The 15,099-nt window shown below is 74.3% G+C and carries 11 protein-coding genes; 8 read left to right on the top strand and 3 right to left on the bottom strand.

Annotation, left to right across the window (positions count from 1 at the left end; translation table 11 throughout):
* Positions 1 to 153: 153 nt before the first annotated feature.
* Entirely contained in the window at positions 154 to 3,510 is a 3,357-nt protein-coding gene (locus tag NFU81_RS01255; protein WP_251483868.1) for a GH92 family glycosyl hydrolase, read from the bottom strand.
* A 211-nt stretch (positions 3,511 to 3,721) separates the two neighbouring features.
* Positions 3,722 to 4,981, bottom strand: coding sequence for a glycosyltransferase (locus NFU81_RS01260; RefSeq protein WP_251483870.1), 1,260 nt, complete (start codon positions 4,979 to 4,981; stop codon positions 3,722 to 3,724).
* A 464-nt stretch (positions 4,982 to 5,445) separates the two neighbouring features.
* Between NFU81_RS01260 and NFU81_RS01265 the strand changes: the two genes are divergently transcribed.
* Positions 5,446 to 6,318 (top strand): SGNH/GDSL hydrolase family protein, encoded by an 873-nt coding sequence (locus NFU81_RS01265; protein WP_251483873.1) that lies wholly within the window; start codon positions 5,446 to 5,448, stop codon positions 6,316 to 6,318.
* A gap of 32 nt (positions 6,319 to 6,350) precedes the next feature.
* Positions 6,351 to 7,160, top strand: coding sequence for an alpha/beta fold hydrolase (locus tag NFU81_RS01270; RefSeq protein ID WP_251483876.1), 810 nt, complete (start codon positions 6,351 to 6,353; stop codon positions 7,158 to 7,160).
* 71 nt (positions 7,161 to 7,231) lie between these two features.
* On the opposite strand, the gene NFU81_RS01275 is transcribed toward NFU81_RS01270, so the two are convergent.
* Entirely contained in the window at positions 7,232 to 8,107 is an 876-nt protein-coding gene (locus tag NFU81_RS01275; protein ID WP_251483877.1) for a helix-turn-helix transcriptional regulator, read from the bottom strand.
* Positions 8,108 to 8,689: 582 nt separating this feature from the next.
* Here NFU81_RS01275 and NFU81_RS01280 point away from each other — a divergent pair.
* The 6 genes from NFU81_RS01280 (at position 8,690) to NFU81_RS01305 (ending at position 14,988) form a co-directional block, all read left to right on the top strand.
* Complete coding sequence (locus NFU81_RS01280) at positions 8,690 to 9,637, top strand: ABC transporter permease (RefSeq protein ID WP_251483880.1); 948 nt, start codon at positions 8,690 to 8,692, stop codon at positions 9,635 to 9,637.
* Complete coding sequence (locus tag NFU81_RS01285) at positions 9,634 to 10,518, top strand: ABC transporter permease (RefSeq protein ID WP_251483883.1); 885 nt, start codon at positions 9,634 to 9,636, stop codon at positions 10,516 to 10,518. The genes NFU81_RS01280 and NFU81_RS01285 overlap by 4 nt, the downstream gene beginning before the upstream one ends.
* Positions 10,515 to 11,315, top strand: coding sequence for an ABC transporter ATP-binding protein (locus NFU81_RS01290; protein WP_251483886.1), 801 nt, complete (start codon positions 10,515 to 10,517; stop codon positions 11,313 to 11,315). Before NFU81_RS01285 ends, NFU81_RS01290 begins: the two co-directional genes overlap by 4 nt.
* On the top strand, positions 11,312 to 12,172 hold the full coding sequence (locus NFU81_RS01295; RefSeq protein ID WP_251483887.1) for an ABC transporter ATP-binding protein: 861 nt from the start codon (positions 11,312 to 11,314) through the stop codon (positions 12,170 to 12,172). Before NFU81_RS01290 ends, NFU81_RS01295 begins: the two co-directional genes overlap by 4 nt.
* A gap of 54 nt (positions 12,173 to 12,226) precedes the next feature.
* Positions 12,227 to 13,846 carry an ABC transporter substrate-binding protein gene (locus NFU81_RS01300; protein WP_251483889.1) on the top strand — a complete coding sequence of 540 codons (1,620 nt, stop codon included), beginning with the start codon at positions 12,227 to 12,229 and terminating at the stop codon, positions 13,844 to 13,846.
* A gap of 122 nt (positions 13,847 to 13,968) precedes the next feature.
* The gene (locus NFU81_RS01305) at positions 13,969 to 14,988 is read left to right on the top strand and encodes an LLM class F420-dependent oxidoreductase (protein WP_251483891.1); all 1,020 of its coding nucleotides are present in this window, start codon (positions 13,969 to 13,971) and stop codon (positions 14,986 to 14,988) included.
* The last annotated feature ends 111 nt before the right edge of the window (positions 14,989 to 15,099 follow it).

Here is a 15,099-nt window from a genome sequence, read left to right on the forward strand (position 1 = left end):
GCCCGCCGGCGCGACGTGGCGGCCCCGCAGCAAGGGGCGGCCGGCCCCGGCGCTTCCGCCGCGCGGCCGGCGGGCGTGGTGCCGTGACAGACTGCCGCCCCGGGCCGAGGACGGGCCGGGGCGGCAGGTGTGTGGAACGGGGCGGCGGAGCCGTTATGCGGTGGCGATGCCGAAGACGTGCATGTCGCCGCCCTGGGTGGTGGCCGGCAGCGTCACGGATGCGAGCTGCTTGCCGGACTGCAGGGCGATCGGCGCGGTGGCGAACACGTCCGTGCCGACCGGGTCGGTGGAGCCGCCCATGACGTCGCGGTAGGCGGTGTGCACGGCGATGGTGTTGCCGAAGGAGGGGGTGTCCCCGCCGCCGCCGAGCGTCCAGTCGCTGAAGCCGATCGCGGCCTGCTGGGTGGTCCCGTCGGTGTAGGTGAGCGTGACGGTGCCGGTGGTGTCGCCGAAGGCGGCGCTGCCGAGCAGGCTCAGCTTCGTGGCGCCGGCCGAGGTCTTCGACACGTCGAGGACCTGGTCGCCGCCGCCTACGACGATGTTGTCGGGTGCGCCGGGCGCGACGTCGGGCCAGGTGAAGTCGAAGCCGTCGGCCGAGACGGTACCGCCCGGGGCGGCCCCCGCGGCGGCGAGCGCCTTCGCGGAGTAACTCCAGCCGCCGCCGTCGAAGTTGGCGGTCGGGTTGGCGTCGTCGTACGAGATGCCGTTGCTGTTGACGTACCACGTGACGGAACCGTTGACGCCGACGGTCACGCTCAGCCACACGGTCGGGGCCTTGGCGCCCTGCTGACCGGTGAGGGTGAACGGCACCCGGTAGACACCGGACTTGGTGTCGGCGGCGACGCGGACCGCCAGCTCGGCGGCGGCGGCGCCGTTCCCGGGCACGGTGACCGTGCCGTGCGAGGGCGACAGGGTGATGCCGGCCGGGGCGTCGGCGCTCCAGGACACCGTGGTCTTCTTGCCCTGGATGGTCGACAGCTTCAGCGAGGTCGTCGCGGAGCTGCCGGGCTCGACCTTCACCGACGTCGGTGAGGCGGCCGCGAAGAACGGGGCCTCACCGGTGCGGAAGGAGGGCGGTGCGTCCTTGGCGGCGCTGCCCCAGCGGGTGTCGGGGGTGGCGCCGAGGGTGTAGTCGAGGGTGCCGCCGCGGGTGGTGAAGGAGGCCGGAACCCAGGGCCGGTCGGTCTTCTTGCCGTCGACGCTCAGGCCCTGGATGTAGATGTTGTCCGCCGACGCCTGGGGGGCGTTGACGGTGATGGTGCGGCCGGAGCCGGTGCGGATCACGGCCTTGGGGAAGATCGGCGTGCTGAGCACCAGGTCGGCGCGGCTGGGCACCTGCGGGTAGAGGCCAAGCGCGGAGAAGACGTACCAGGAGGACATGGTGCCGGCGTCGTCGTTGCCGGGGATGCCGCCGGGGGTGTCGGTCCACAGCCGGTCGGTCTCGGCGCGGACGGTCTCCTGCGTCTTGTAGGGCGCGCCGAAGTAGTCGTACAGGTAGGGCGCGTTGATGTCCGGCTCGTTGGTGGGGTCGTAGCGGGTCTGGTCCTTCGCCGAGAAGTCGAAGGTGCCGTCGGGGGCGCGGAAGAAGGCGTCGAGCCGCTGGATCGCGGTCGCGTCGCCGCCCATCGCCTGGGCGAGCCCGGCGACGTCGGAGTAGACCATCCAGTTGTAGCGGGCGCTGCTGCCCTCGACGAAGCCGTTGCCGGTGCTCGGGCTGAAGGTGGCGCCGGCCCACGAGCCGTCGGAGTTGCGGTCGCGCATGTAACCGCCCTGCGCGGTCGCGTTCGGGTCGAAGACGTTGGTCCAGTTGCCGCTGCGCTCGGCGAAGGCCTTCTGCGCCGGCTTGTCGCCGACGGCGCCCGCGAGTTCGGACAGGCCGAAGTCGGCGGCCGCGTCCTCCAGCGTCTCGGCGGCGCCGCCCCAGCAGTGGCAGTTGTCGGACGGCACGTAACCGAGCTTCAGGTACTGGTCCAACGCCGGTCGCTGGCCCACGCATTCGACGTTGCAGCCCGCGCTGTCGGAGTCGTTGGCGGTGGGCACGGTGGCTGCCTTGACCAGCGAGGCGAGCGCGCCCTTGACGTCGAAGTCCCGGCCGCCGAAAGCGTAGATGCCGGCGAGGGCCGCGTCGGAGGGGTCACCGGACATGATGCTGGTCTTGCCGTTCTCCAGCAGCCAGCGGTCCCACTCGCCGCCGCGCTGGGCGGCGTAGTTGAAGAGCGACTGGGCGTAGTCGCTGCCGACCCGCGGCTGCAGGAGCGCCAGCAACTGCACCTGGGCGCGGTACTGGTCCCAGCCGGAGAAGGTGCCGTACTGGGCGTGCTGGCCCTTCGCGAGCGTGTGGACCGCGCGGTCGCCGCCGAGGTAGCGCCCGTCCACGTCGCTGGTGAGGGTGGGCTCCAGCATCGAGTGGTAGAGCGCGGTGTAGAAGGTGCTGAACTGCTCGGGGCTGCCGCCGGAGACCGCGATACGCCGCAGCGCCGCGTTCCAGTCGGCGGCCGCGCTCGCGCGCACGGAGTCGAAGGAGCGCGACGGCGGGTTCTCCGCCGCGAGGTTGGCCTCGGCGCCGTCGGCGCTCACGTAGGAGATCGCGACCTTCACCTGCACGTCGCGGGTGCCGGCCGGGAAGGTGATGTACGCGCCGGAGCCCTTGCCGGCGGTCGGGTTGCCGCTGCCGTTGTAGCCGGTGCCGCCCGTGGCGGAGGTGGATCCGGGGGCGAGTGCGCCGTCGGTCCAGGTGCCGACCTTCGCGAACGGCTGGTCGAAGTGGGCCGTGAAATGCAGGGTGTAGACGTCGTGCCGGTTGTTGGCGCTCTGCGGACCGCAGAAGTTGCCCGCGTCGACCGAGCCGGTCACCGTACGGGTGGCGGCGTCGACGTTCACCGTGGCCGCGCTGCTGCCGCTCTCGGAGTTGGAGGTGCGCAGCAGCATGCTGGCCGGCTTGTCCGCGGGAAATCCGAACTCGCCCGTGCCGGTGCGTGCGGTGGTGGTCAGCTGCGCGGTGGCGCCGCTGTCGAGGCCGACCTTGTACAAGCCGGCCTGCGCCGTCTCGTTGGCGTGCGAGAAGGTGCTCGCGTACACCGCGTCCTTGGTGTCGGAGCTCGGCGAGGAGGTCACGTCGCCGACGAACGGCATGATCGGGATGTCGCCGTTGGCACCCGAGCAGCCCACGCCGTTGAGGTGGGTGAGGCTGAAGCCGCGGATCCTGGTGGCGTCGTAGCGGTAGCCGCCCGGGGCCGGGGTGGAGAACTGGTTGCCCGTCGAGGTCTGCGGGCTCCAGGCGAGCATGCCGAACGGGACGACGGCGCCCGGGTAGGTGTTCCCGGCGTTCGAGCTGCCGATCAGCGGGTTGACGTACGAGGCCGGGTCGGCCGGCGCGGCACCCGGGGAGGCCGCGCCGGCGCTCTGCGCGCCGAGGCCGAGGCCGAGCAGCGCGGTGGCCGCGGTGGCCGCGGTGGCGACCCGGTGGCGCAGGCGGGTTCTTCCGCCGGTTGAGGAGGATCTGACTGACACTTTCCTGCCCTTCGGACGTACGGGGAGGAGAGGCGCCCCAGCACTGGGTGTGGGGTGCCCGCCGAGATGGACAACGTTGTCATCGCAACAGCAAGCGATGCTCCTCCGGGCTTTACAACGCTGTCAAGACCCTTGACCTGGAGGAGTTTCCGCGGTGCCCCTGCTGAAGGCGCGGGTGTCATCCAGGTCGCGGTGGAATGCGGCGAAGTGATCAGGCGATCTCGGCGACGGCGCGGGCGACCGCTCCGGCCCCGTCCTCCTGGGCCAGCCGCCCGGCCGCCGCTGCGGCGCGGCGGCCCAGTTCGGGGTCCCGGGTCGCCCGGGTGAGTGCGTCGGCCAGTCGTGCCGACGTCAGTTCCGCGTAGGGGATCGCTTCGGCGGCGACACCGAGGTCTACGAGGCGGGCGGCCCACCAGGGCTGGTCGGTCATGACGGGGACCGGTACGGCAGGTACCCCGGCCCGCAGGCCGGCCGCGGTGGTGCCTGCGCCCCCGTGGTGGACCACTGCGGCCGTGCGCGGCATCAGCCAGCCGTGCGGAAGGGCGTCGACGGTGATGACGTCGTCGTCGACCACGGAGAGCCCGGCCCAGCCGGACTGGATGATCCCCCGCAGCCCGGCCCGCCGCAGGGCCTGGGCCGCGGACTCGCCGAGCTGCTGCGGGTCGCCGGGCATCATGCTGCCGAAGCCGATGAGCACCGGGGCCGGTCCGGCTGCCAGGAAGTCCGCCACCAGCGCGGGTGGTTGCCAGTTCGGACACTCGTGGGGCCACCAGTATCCCGCCTCGTGCAGGCCGGGCCGCCAGTCCGCCGGGTGCGGTACGACCCAGGGGCTGTAGCCGTGCCAGATCGGCCACCGGCTGCGCTCCCGGTCGCCGCGCAGCCGGTGGCCGCTGCGGTGGGTGAGCCCGAGGCGGGCGTGCAACTCCCGGTTCGCAGTGCGGTACACGGTGTCCATCAGGGCGTTCGCCGCCCGCGCGCGGACGATGTTGCCGCGCCCTTCGTGGCGTGGGGCCAGCGTGCAGTGGGAGAACTCAGCCGTGGGCACGTCGGGTTGCAGGAAGACGCCCATGCTCGCGATGCCGTGGTACCGCGCGATGACCGAGCCGATGGGGGCCGCGATGCTCGACAGCAGCAGGAGGTCGGCCTTCGGGTCCACCGCGGCGAGGATGCTGTCGGCCAGGGACAGCATGCCTTGTTCGGCGGACCGGACGAATGAGCCGACGGCACGGAGCGTGCGGAACGCGTCCACCCGCCGGCCGGCGGCGTCGAGGGAGGCGCGGGCGCCGAGGAGCGCTGCGAAGGGATCGGCCTCCAGCGGTCGCATGCTCAGGCCGCAGCATCCCGCCGTCTTCGCGAACTTGGCGTGGGTGACGAGTTCGACCTCGTGGCCCTCGGCCATGAGCCGGTGGGCGAGGCCGGTGTAGGGGGCGACCGAGCCGGTCGTACCCACGGTGATGACCTGGATCCGCATCGAGCGGCTCTCCTTCCAACCAGGACGCGGCGGGCTGTGCGCCCGCGGTGGAACGCTGCCGCCGGCGGTACCGGAGCCGGCCCGGGAACGGCGGCAGGGTCCCCCCGCATCTGTCCGGCCCTCACGGTATCGGCCAAAACTGGCAAATCGCCTCGACACGACGGCAGTACGCGAGCCCGCCCGACACCCTCGGGAGGGCCTGACCTCAGGCCCCCGTCCAGAACCGCGCCGTCGGCATCCCGCCGCTCCGATCCCCCAGATCGGTGACAACCGCTCGGGCAATCCGGGCTTCGTGCGTGACACCCCCGACGGACACCCCCCGTACCGCGGAAACAACGGTAGGAACTCACCCAGAAACCCGACCGTCCCGGGAATGCCGGCATCGCCGGACACCGGCGCCCTGGAACGGGGCGAGGCTACGGGGCGGGCATACCAACACGTGCAGGACTGATCGGAGATTCATCGTGAAGCACGGCGTGCGTACGACCCTGGCCACTGCCCTCACGCTCGGCGCACTGTTCCTCGTCCTTCCCTCCGCTTCGGCGGCGAGCGACCCGGTGACCTACGTGGCACTGGGCGACTCCTTCGCCTCCGCGCCCCTCGTCCCTCCCGCCGACCCCGGCAACCCCGCCTGCCTGCGCTCCTTGGCCGACTACCCGCACACCGCGGCCAAGGCCCTGGGCGCCGCGCTCACCGACGTCAGTTGCGCCGGCGCGACCGTCGAGGACCTCAGCGCCCCCCAGGCTGTCGGCACTCCCGCCCAGTACGCGGCGCTCAGGCCCGACACCGACATCGTCAGCCTCACCATCGGCGGCAACGACACCGGTCTGTTCACCGCGGCGCTGGGCTGCACCAACCCTCTCCCCGAGCCCCTGGGGGCCAGTTGCGCCGACAGGAACACCCAAGGCGGCACCGACGCCATCGACGCGAGGATCGACGCGTGGGTGCCGAAGTTCGCAGCCGTGCTGGACGCGATCCACCAGCGGGCGCCGCACGCGCAGGTGTTCGTCGTGAGCGGAGGCAGCTACATCCGCGCCGGTGGCTGCTTCCCCGTCCAGCCCGTCTGGGGCAGGGACGCCACCTACCTGCAGAGCAAGATCGACCACCTCGCCACGGCCGTCCGGCAGACCACCGGCGCGCACGGTGACACCTTCGTCAGCGCCACACCCCCCACCGCCGGCCACGACATCTGCGCCGCCCCCGCCGACCGGTACATCGAAGGATTCGTGCCCGCGTCCCCGGCTGCGCCCCTGCACCCCAACGCCAAGGGTTCCGCCGCTGTCGGCGCCGCCCTCGCCGCGGCCGTCCAGCAGGCACTGAGCCCGCTCCCGGCCTGAGACGCCGGCCGGGAGCGCACGAGGGAGACGTGATGAAGAGGCTGGACGTCGGCGACGCGCGGATCGCGTACACGGACGAAGGCGAGGGCGACGCGGTACTGCTGCTGCACGGGTCGTTCACCGCGGACTGGTTCACCCCGGCGGGCCGCCGCCTCGCCGCCGGCCACCGCGTCCTGAACGTGCGCCGCGCCGGATACGGCGGGAGCGAGGACCTTGCGGGCGGTGCCTCGGTGGCGGCGCACGCCGACCACGCGGCACGGGTGCTGGAGGACGCGGGCGTGCGGCGCGCCCACCTCGTGGGCCACTCCTCCGGCGCCGCCGTCGCCCTCCAACTCGCGAGCACCCGGCCCGACATGGCGGCCACGCTCGTCCTCCTGGACGCCGCCTTCCCCTACGCGCCCGACGAGCCGAAGCATCCGGCCATGCCGCACGCCGTCGAGGCGGCGGCCGAGGGGGACTACGAGCGGGCCTTCGACGTCTTCCTCGGCGGTGTGGGCGGCCCGGGCTTCCGCGAGGTGTTCGTGCGCGAACTCGGTGCGGACGGGCTGCGGGAGGCCGTTGCGGGCAGCCGGTACTTCTTCACCGTCGAGGGACCCGCACTGCGCGCCTGGGACTTCGGGCGTACGCAGGCGGCTGCCGTCACCGCCCCGGTGCTGCTGGCCGTGGGCGGCGAGGGGGAGCGGCTCGGTACGGCCTACCGGGCGCGCGCCGCCCAACTGGCGTCATGGCTACCGGACTCCCAGACCCGGGTGGTGCCGGGCGCCGGCCACGCCCTGCCCCTGGAGGACCCCGCGTCGGTCGCCGCGATGGTCGAGGAGTTCGCGGGCGGGCGCCGCGGATGAGAGCGCACCGACGGCGTCGGACGGGGGTACTCCGCCCCGCCGGGTGCGGACGTTCCGGCGGGCGGCGGTGGTCATCCCGCCGTCGTGCCGTCCGCCGCCGCGGCGACGAGTTCCGCCATCCGCGCACCGTCCTCGGCCTCGCAGGGAGTGAAGAGCAGCACCAGCGCCGACGCGTCGTCCACCGGGTGGAACGAGGTCAGCGAGAGCCGGAGCGGCCCGGACCCGGGCAGCCGCGCGGTGACCGTACGGGCCGTCAGGTCCGCCACCGAGCGGCACCCCCACCAGTGGGCGAGCTGCGGCGTGTCCTCGCCCAGCAGCCGGTGGACCTCGGCGGTCCTGGTGTCCGACAGCGCCCGCCCGGCCTGCGCGCGGAAGTGCTGGAAGACGTTCATCGCCAGCGGCTCCCAGTCCGCCCCGAGCACCGCGCGCGCCCGCGGGTCGGCGACCAGCAGCCACATGAGGTTGCGCCGCTCCGCCGGCACCGACTCCGGCGCCCCCAGCAGCACCCGCCAGGGCGCGTTCCAGGCCAGCAGGTCGAAGTGCCGGTCCACCAGCACCGCCGGGCTGACCGGCCACGAGTCGAGCACCGGCTGCACCGCGGGGCCGAGCCCACCGATCGCCTCCTGCCCTGCCGGGCCGGCCGGTTCGTGGAAGCCCGCGAGCCGCATCGTGTGCCGTACCGCGGCCGGGTCCAGCCGCAGCGCACGCGCCACCGACTCCAGCACCTGCCGCGAGGCGGCCACCCGGCCCTGCTCCAGCCAGGTGTACCAGGCCAGCCCCACCCCTGACAGCGACGCCACCTCCTCGCGCCGCAGACCGGGGGTACGCCGCCGCGCGGTCGAACTCAGGCCCAGGTCGGCGGGCTTGAGCGCTTCCCGGTGAGCGCGCAAGAACGCGCCCAGCTCCTGGTTTGCCGAGGTGAGGGGGGCTGCGGGCGGCGCGGACATCGCGGGTACTCCTCGATCGGCGGCCCCGCGCGGCTGAGCGCGGGCGGATGCGGGCCGGGGCGGGCGGGTGCGGGGCGAGGGCTGAGGCGGTCGGCGAGGCGAACGACCGGCGCGGGCGCGGTCACCGTAATGGTCCAGCACCGTGAGCAACTGTACGCGCGCGCCCGCCTCCCGGGAACAACAGTGCACCGCCCGAGGTCGATCCTATGACCGGAACTCACCGTATCAACGCCTCCCTGGCTGCCGCCCCGGCCCGGCGGCAGGCTGTCCCCAGCGGCCGGAAGCCCCCGGCGCGACGTACGTGTTCGAGGGGATCGCCATGCGGACAGCAGACGGGAGCCGCCCGGCGGCCCGGCCGCACCGCACGCCGCGGCCCTCCGCGTACGCCTCCCGCCGCGAGCTGTGCCGCACCTGCCGCACCTGTTGCCGCTGTCGCTGACCGCAGCCCGCGCCGTCCAGGCGCCGGCCCCCGCCCCTGTGCCCCGGGCGCCGCGACCACCTCACGCCGCCACCCGCCCCGCCGTTCCCGGAAGGACCCGCCATGCCCGCCCCCGCCCCGCCCGCCGCACCGGACGCGCCGCGATGAGACGGTTCGTGCTCAAACGGCTGCTGCTGGCGGTGCCGACACTCTTCGGCGTCACCGCAGTGGTCTTCGCCACCGTCGCCCTGGTGCCCGGCGACCCGGTGCTGGCCTTCCTCGGTCCTGGCGCCTCGCCGGCCGCCCGCCACGAACTCGCCGGGCGGCTGGGCCTGGACCGGCCGCTGCCCGAGCGCTACGGCGACTGGCTGTGGCACGCCCTGCACGGCGACCTGGGCGCGTCGATCTCCGCCCAGCGCCCGGTGACGCAGCTGCTGCTGCCGGCCTGCGGGCAGACGCTGCTGCTGGCCGGCGCCGCGTTCGCGCTGGTGATCACCGGCGGCACGGTGCTCGGCGCGATCGGGGCGCTGCGCCCGCGCGGGCTGACCGACCGGCTGTCCGGCGCCCTGAGCACGCTGTCGTTGTCGGCGCCGCAGTATTCGGTGGCGCTGCTGCTGATCGCCGTCTTCGCCGTGCACTGGCACCTGCTGCCGTCCGGCGGCACCCACACCCCCTTCGGCGGCGGCCCCTTCGACGTGCCGCGCCACCTCGTCCTGCCCGCGGTCGCCTCGGCGCTGGTGCCGCTCGGCCTGACCGCCCGGGTGTTCAGGGCCGCTCTCGGCTCGGTCCTGGCGAGCGAGCTGCCCGACGCGCTGCGCGCCCGCGGCCTGAGCCGCACCGCCGTGCTGCGGCACTGCCTGCACAACGCCTCTCCCGCGCTGCTGACCATCGGCGGCCTGCAACTGGCCTACCTCCTGGAAGGCGTGGTCTTCGTGGAGACCCTGTTCTCCTGGCCGGGCCTGGGACAGCTGCTCTACAACGCGCTGACCGCCCGCGACCTGCCCCTCGTCGAAGGCGGCGTCCTGCTCACCGCGGTCTTCTTCGTCGGCGTCAACATCCTGGTCGACACCGCCCACGCCGCCGTCGACCCCCGGGTACGGAGCAGCAGATGACACACCTTCCTGGCACAGCCGCCGCCGACCTGGCAGAACCGCCCGCCGCGCCCCGCAGGCCGCGGCCCGGCGCCGGGCTGCTGGTGCCGGCCGCGCTCGGCGTGCTGCTGCTCGCCGCGGCGCTCGCCGCCCCGCTGCTCGCCACGCACGGCCCGCTCGACGGCAGCCTGCGTGACCGCCTGCTCGCGGCCGGCAGCCCCGGGCACCTGCTGGGCACCGACGGGCAGGGCCGGGACATGCTCAGCCGGCTGCTGTGGGGCGCCCGGCCCTCGCTGATCGGCGGATTCGCACCGGTCGGCGTCGCCGCGGTCCTCGGCACCGCCGCGGGCGTCACCGCGGGTCTCGGCGGACGCGTCACCGAGCAGGCGCTGCTGCGCACCCTCGACGTCCTCTACGCCTTCCCCGGCATCCTGATGGCCCTCGCGGTCGCGACCGTGCTGCACACCGGTCTCGGCGCCGTCGTCATCTCGCTGTCGGTGGTGCTGACGCCCGCGGTGACCCGGGTCGTCCACACCGAAGTACGCCGCATCCGCACCGCCGAATACCTGGAGGCCGCCCGGGTGAGCGGCGCCGGGCGGCTCGCGGTCGCCGTACGGCAGGTCCTGCCGGTCATCGCGCCTGTCGTGCTGGTCTACTGCTCGTCCCTGGTGGGCCTGTCCATCGTCTACGCGGCCGGCCTGTCCTTCCTCGGCCTCGGCGTCACCCCGCCGCACGCCGAATGGGGCGCGATGCTCCAGGAGTCGTGGCCGAGCCTGCTGACCCACCCGGGCATCGCGATGCTGCCCGCGCTGGTCATCCTCGCCGTCTCCGTGCTCTTCAACTGCCTCGGCGAGGCGCTGCGCCGCCGCGCCGGCGGGGAACTCGCGGAGGTGACCCGGTGACGGGGGTGCCGGCGCTCGCCGTCCGCGATCTGACGGTCGACCATGCCGGCCGCGGGAACCCGCCGACCCGGGCAGTGGATGGGGTCTCGCTCACCCTGGAGCCCGGCGGCGCCCTCGTCCTGCTGGGCGAGTCCGGCAGCGGCAAGACCACCCTCGCCCGGGCGGTGCTGCGGCTCTCCGGCCGCGCCGCCCGCGTCACCGGTCGTGTCGAACTCGCCGGGCAGGACCTGCTGGCGCTGGACGAACGCGCCCTGCGCCCGATACGCGGCCGGCGCGTCGGGTACGTCCCGCAGGATCCCGCCGGCTCCCTCGACCCGTTGCGCAGGATCGGCGCGCAGATCGCCGAGGTGCTGCTCAGCCACCGGGTGGCGGACGGCCGCGCGGCGGCCCGCACCGCCGTCCCCGGGCTGCTGGAGCGCGCCGGGATCAGCGAGCCCGGCCGCGCCGCCCGCAGCTACCCGCACGAGCTGTCCGGCGGCCAGCGGCAGCGGGCCGCGATCGCCCTCGCGGTGTGCTGCGGCCCCGAGTTGCTGGTCGCCGACGAACCCACCACCGCGCTCGACGCACTCGTGCGCGCGCAGGTCCTCGACCTGTTCGCGGCGCTGCGCGCCGATCTCGGGGTGGCGCTGCTGCTGGTCACGGACGACCTGTGGGCCGCCCGCAGGACCGGCGGCGCCGTCGCCGTGATGAGCGGCGGCCGGATCGTCGAGACGGGTCCCGTGGACACGGTGCTCAGCCGCCCCGAACACCCCCTGACCGTCGGGCTCGTCACCGCCCGGCCGAGCGAGCGCAGATGACCGAGCCGATCACCGATCCGACGTCCGATCCGACGTCCGATCCGACGACCGCACCGCGGCCGACCGCCTCCGCGGCCCGCACCGACGCCGAGCCGCTGCTCGCCCTGGAGGAGGTCGGCAAGCGCTACCGGCCCGGCGTCCTGGCCCTGGACCGCGTCACCCTCCGCGTACCGCCCGGCCGTACGACGGGCCTGGTGGGGGAGTCCGGCTCCGGCAAGTCCACGCTGGCCCGGCTGGCGCTGGGCCTGCTCGCCCCGGACGGCGGCACGGTCCGCTTCGACGGCCACGACCCGTACCGGCTGCGCGGCCGTTCGGGACGGGCGGTCCGGGCCGGACTGCAGTTCGTCCCGCAGCACCCCGGCCGTTCGCTCAACCCCGCGCTGCGTGCAGGCACCGCGGTCGCGCTCGCCCTCGCCGCACACGGGACGCCGCGCCGGGAGCGGCGGGACGCGGTCGCCGCGCTCTTCTGCCAGGTCGGGCTCGACCCCGCGCTGGCCCGCCGATACCCGCGCGAGCTGTCCGGCGGCCAGCTCCAGCGGATCGCCGTCGCCCGCGCTCTGGCCACCCGGCCGCGGCTGCTGGTCTGCGACGAACCGACCAGCGCCCTGGACCGCAGGACGCAGACGCAGGTGCTCGACCTGCTGGTCGGGCTGCAGGCGGAGAGCGGCCTGGGCTTCCTGTTCATCTCCCACGACCTCGCCGTCGTCCGCGAACTGGCCGACCGCGTGACGGTGCTGCGCCAGGGCCGGGTCGTCGAGGAGGGCGCCACCGGCGAGCTGTGGGACGCGCCCCGCCACCCGTACACCCGGGCACTGCTCGCTGCGGCGCACAACGCCGGCACCACGCCCACCACCTGACCCCGTACCACCCGGCGTGCGCCCGCACGCCGCCCACTCCCGAGGAGAACCGCCATGCCCAGCCCCAGACCCGCCCGCCGCCGTATCCGCGCCGGAGCCGTCGCCGCGTCGTGCGCGCTGCTGCTCACGGCCGCGACCGGCTGCGGCGGCGGCTCCGACGGCGCCCGCGCCGCGCACACCGGCCGCGGCGGCACCCTGGTGGTCGGCGCCACCGGGTCGCTGCCCAACCCCGACACCATCCTCGGCGGCGCCGGGTACGAGGGCACCGCCCTGGTCGGCTTCCAGATATACGAGGGCCTGACCCGCTACGACCTGTCCAAGGCCGACGCCCCCGCGCCCGTCGCCCCGGCCCTGGCCACCTCCTGGCAGGTGGCCGAGGACGGGAAGACGTGGACCTTCACCCTGCGCAAGGGCGTGACCTTCCAGGACGGCACGCCCTTCGACGCCGCCGCGGTCGTCTTCAACCTGGACCGCTACCTGAAGAAGGGCAGCCCCCACTACACCGCCGCACTCGGCGCCGCCGCCCAGGAGTACGGCAGCGACATCGCGAGCTATCGCACACTGGGCGACGGCCGCGTCCAGCTCGTGACGACCACCGCCAACGGCCACTTCACCGACGACCTCACCCACCTGCTGATCGCGAGCCCGGCCGCCGTGCGCCGGTACGGCCCGGACGGATTCCGCAACCACCCGGTGGGCACCGGGCCGTTCTCCTTCGTGTCGCAGGCCGCGGGCCAGGAGATCGACATGGCCGCCAACCCCCGCTACTGGCGCGGCGCCCCCAAGCTCGACCGGCTCGTCGTCAAGGCGCTGCCCGATCCGGCGGCCCGCTCCGCCGCGCTGCTGTCCGGCGGCGCCGGCCTGATCGACTACCCCAACCCCGACGACCTCCCCAGGCTCAGGTCCGCCGGCGCCCGTATCGCGACCAACAGCTACGACCACCTCTGGTACTGGATCCTCGACCAGTCCACCGCGCCCTGGAGCAAGCCGCAGGTACGGCAGGCCGCCAACTACGCCATCGACCGCAAGGCCATCGCCGGCGACCTGCTCGGCGGCACGGCGGGTCCCGCCTACCAGGCCGCCCCGCCCGGCACCCTCGCCCACGACCCGCACGGCGACGTCTACTCCTACGACCCCGCGAAGGCCAGAAGGCTGCTCGCGGAGGCCGGGTACCCCCACGGCTTCTCCACCACGGTGACCGTGCCGACCGCCGGCTCGGGCAACCTGCTGCCGGTGCCGATCGCCGAGGCCGTCCAGCGCGACCTCGCCGCCGTGGGCATCAAGGCCGCCATCCGCACCACCGACTGGTCCTCGCTGCTCAGCAGCGAGGCCAAGGGACAGGTCCCGCTCGGCTCCCAGGCGCTGGCCCAGTCCACCACGCTCTTCCAGTCCGAGTCGCTGCTGCCGCTCTTTCTCGGCACCGGCAGCCCCTTCTGGACCGGCCACTACTCCGACCCGGCGGTGGACGGGCTGATCAAGGAGGCGTCCGCGTCCGTCGACCCGGCCGTACGGCAGCGCGACTACCGGCAGGCGCTGGACCGGGTGACGCGCGACGCGCCCTGGCTGTTCGTCGTCAACGACCGCAACCCGCGGGCTCTCGCGCCCGACGTGCACGGCTTCGTCCAGCCGCAGTCCTGGTTCGTCGACCTCACCTCGGTGTGGGTCGGCAAGTAGCCGCCGCCCCCAGCCGCCGGGTCTCAGCGCCGGGTCTCAGCGCCGGGTCTCAGCGCCGGGTCTCAGCGCCGGGCCTCAGCGCCCGGCCGAACCGCCCCCTACATTCCACAGAACGGCATGCCATGACCTCCCCGACCCACCCGGCGCCCGGCGCCCCCGCCCCCCGCTGGGGCGTCACCCTGCCGCTGCCGGGGCTGCCCCTCGACCGGCACCGCTTCGTCGTCGAGCGGCTGCCCGACCTCGGCTACACCGACGTGTGGACCGCGGAAGGCGGCGGTACCGACGCCTTCACCCCGCTGGCCGCGGCCGCCGCCTGGTCGCAGGACGTGCGGATCGCCACCGGTATCGTCCCCGTGCAGACCCGGGGTCCCGCCGTCCTCGCCCAGACCGCCGCCACCCTGGCCCAACTCGCCCCCGGCAGGCTGCTGCTGGGGCTGGGCGCGTCGGTGCCCGCCCACGTCACGGACATCAACGGCATCCCCTTCGACGAGCCGTACAAGCGCACCCGCGACGTGCTGCGCTTCGTCACCCGCGCGCTGCGCGGCGAGTACGTCTCCGGCGACTTCGACACCTTCTCGATCACCGGCTACCAGCTGCCCCACCCGCCGTCCGACCCCGTCAAGGTGATCCTCGGCGCGCTGCGCCCCGGCATGCTGCGGCTCGGCTTCACCGAAGGGGACGGCGCGATCACCAACCTGCTCTTCCCCGAGGACGTCCCCGCCGTCCTGGACGCCGTCGGGCCGCAGCCGCCCGGCAAGGAGCTCGTCGTCAAGGTCTTCGTCTGCCCGACCGAGGACACCGACTTCGCCCGCCGCACGGCCCGCCCGTTCCTCGCGTGGATCCTCAACCGCGAGCCCTACCGCCGCTTCCACGAGTGGCTCGGCCATGGCGAGTTGCTCGGCCCGGCCCACGAGCGGTGGGCGGCCGGCGACGTGGCCGGCGCCCAACGCGCGCTGCCCGACGAGGTGGTGGACGCCCTCTTCGTCAACGGCTCGCCCGAGGAGTGCCGCGAGCGCATCCGCCGCTACCACCGCCCGGGCGTCACCACCATCCAGCTCTACGTCTCCCTCCCCCCGGAAGTCCTCGCCAGCCCGCCCCGCCTCCTCGACACCCTCACCCGGCTGGGACCCGCGGCCTCTTGACCCCCGCATGCCCGTCCGGGCCTGCGGGCGAGGCCAGTTCGGCCCGGGCCTGATCCAGCGCGGCTCGGCTCGGTAGCGTCACCCCGGTGGACCTTCACCCATTCATCAGCG

This window comes from Actinacidiphila cocklensis, from assembly GCF_907177275.1.
GTDB lineage: Bacteria > Actinomycetota > Actinomycetes > Streptomycetales > Streptomycetaceae > Actinacidiphila > Actinacidiphila cocklensis.

Excerpts from the sequence above, each read along its gene's own strand:
- NFU81_RS01260 (WP_251483870.1), bottom strand. The coding sequence starts at position 4,981 with ATGCGGATCCAGGTCATCACCGTGGGTACGACCGGCTCGGTCGCCCCC.
- NFU81_RS01270 (WP_251483876.1), top strand. The coding sequence starts at position 6,351 with ATGAAGAGGCTGGACGTCGGCGACGCGCGGATCGCGTACACGGACGAA.
- NFU81_RS01275 (WP_251483877.1), bottom strand. The coding sequence starts at position 8,107 with ATGTCCGCGCCGCCCGCAGCCCCCCTCACCTCGGCAAACCAGGAGCTG.
- NFU81_RS01280 (WP_251483880.1), top strand. The coding sequence starts at position 8,690 with ATGAGACGGTTCGTGCTCAAACGGCTGCTGCTGGCGGTGCCGACACTC.
- NFU81_RS01285 (WP_251483883.1), top strand. The coding sequence starts at position 9,634 with ATGACACACCTTCCTGGCACAGCCGCCGCCGACCTGGCAGAACCGCCC.
- NFU81_RS01295 (WP_251483887.1), top strand. The coding sequence starts at position 11,312 with ATGACCGAGCCGATCACCGATCCGACGTCCGATCCGACGTCCGATCCG.
- NFU81_RS01300 (WP_251483889.1), top strand. The coding sequence starts at position 12,227 with ATGCCCAGCCCCAGACCCGCCCGCCGCCGTATCCGCGCCGGAGCCGTC.
- NFU81_RS01305 (WP_251483891.1), top strand. The coding sequence starts at position 13,969 with ATGACCTCCCCGACCCACCCGGCGCCCGGCGCCCCCGCCCCCCGCTGG.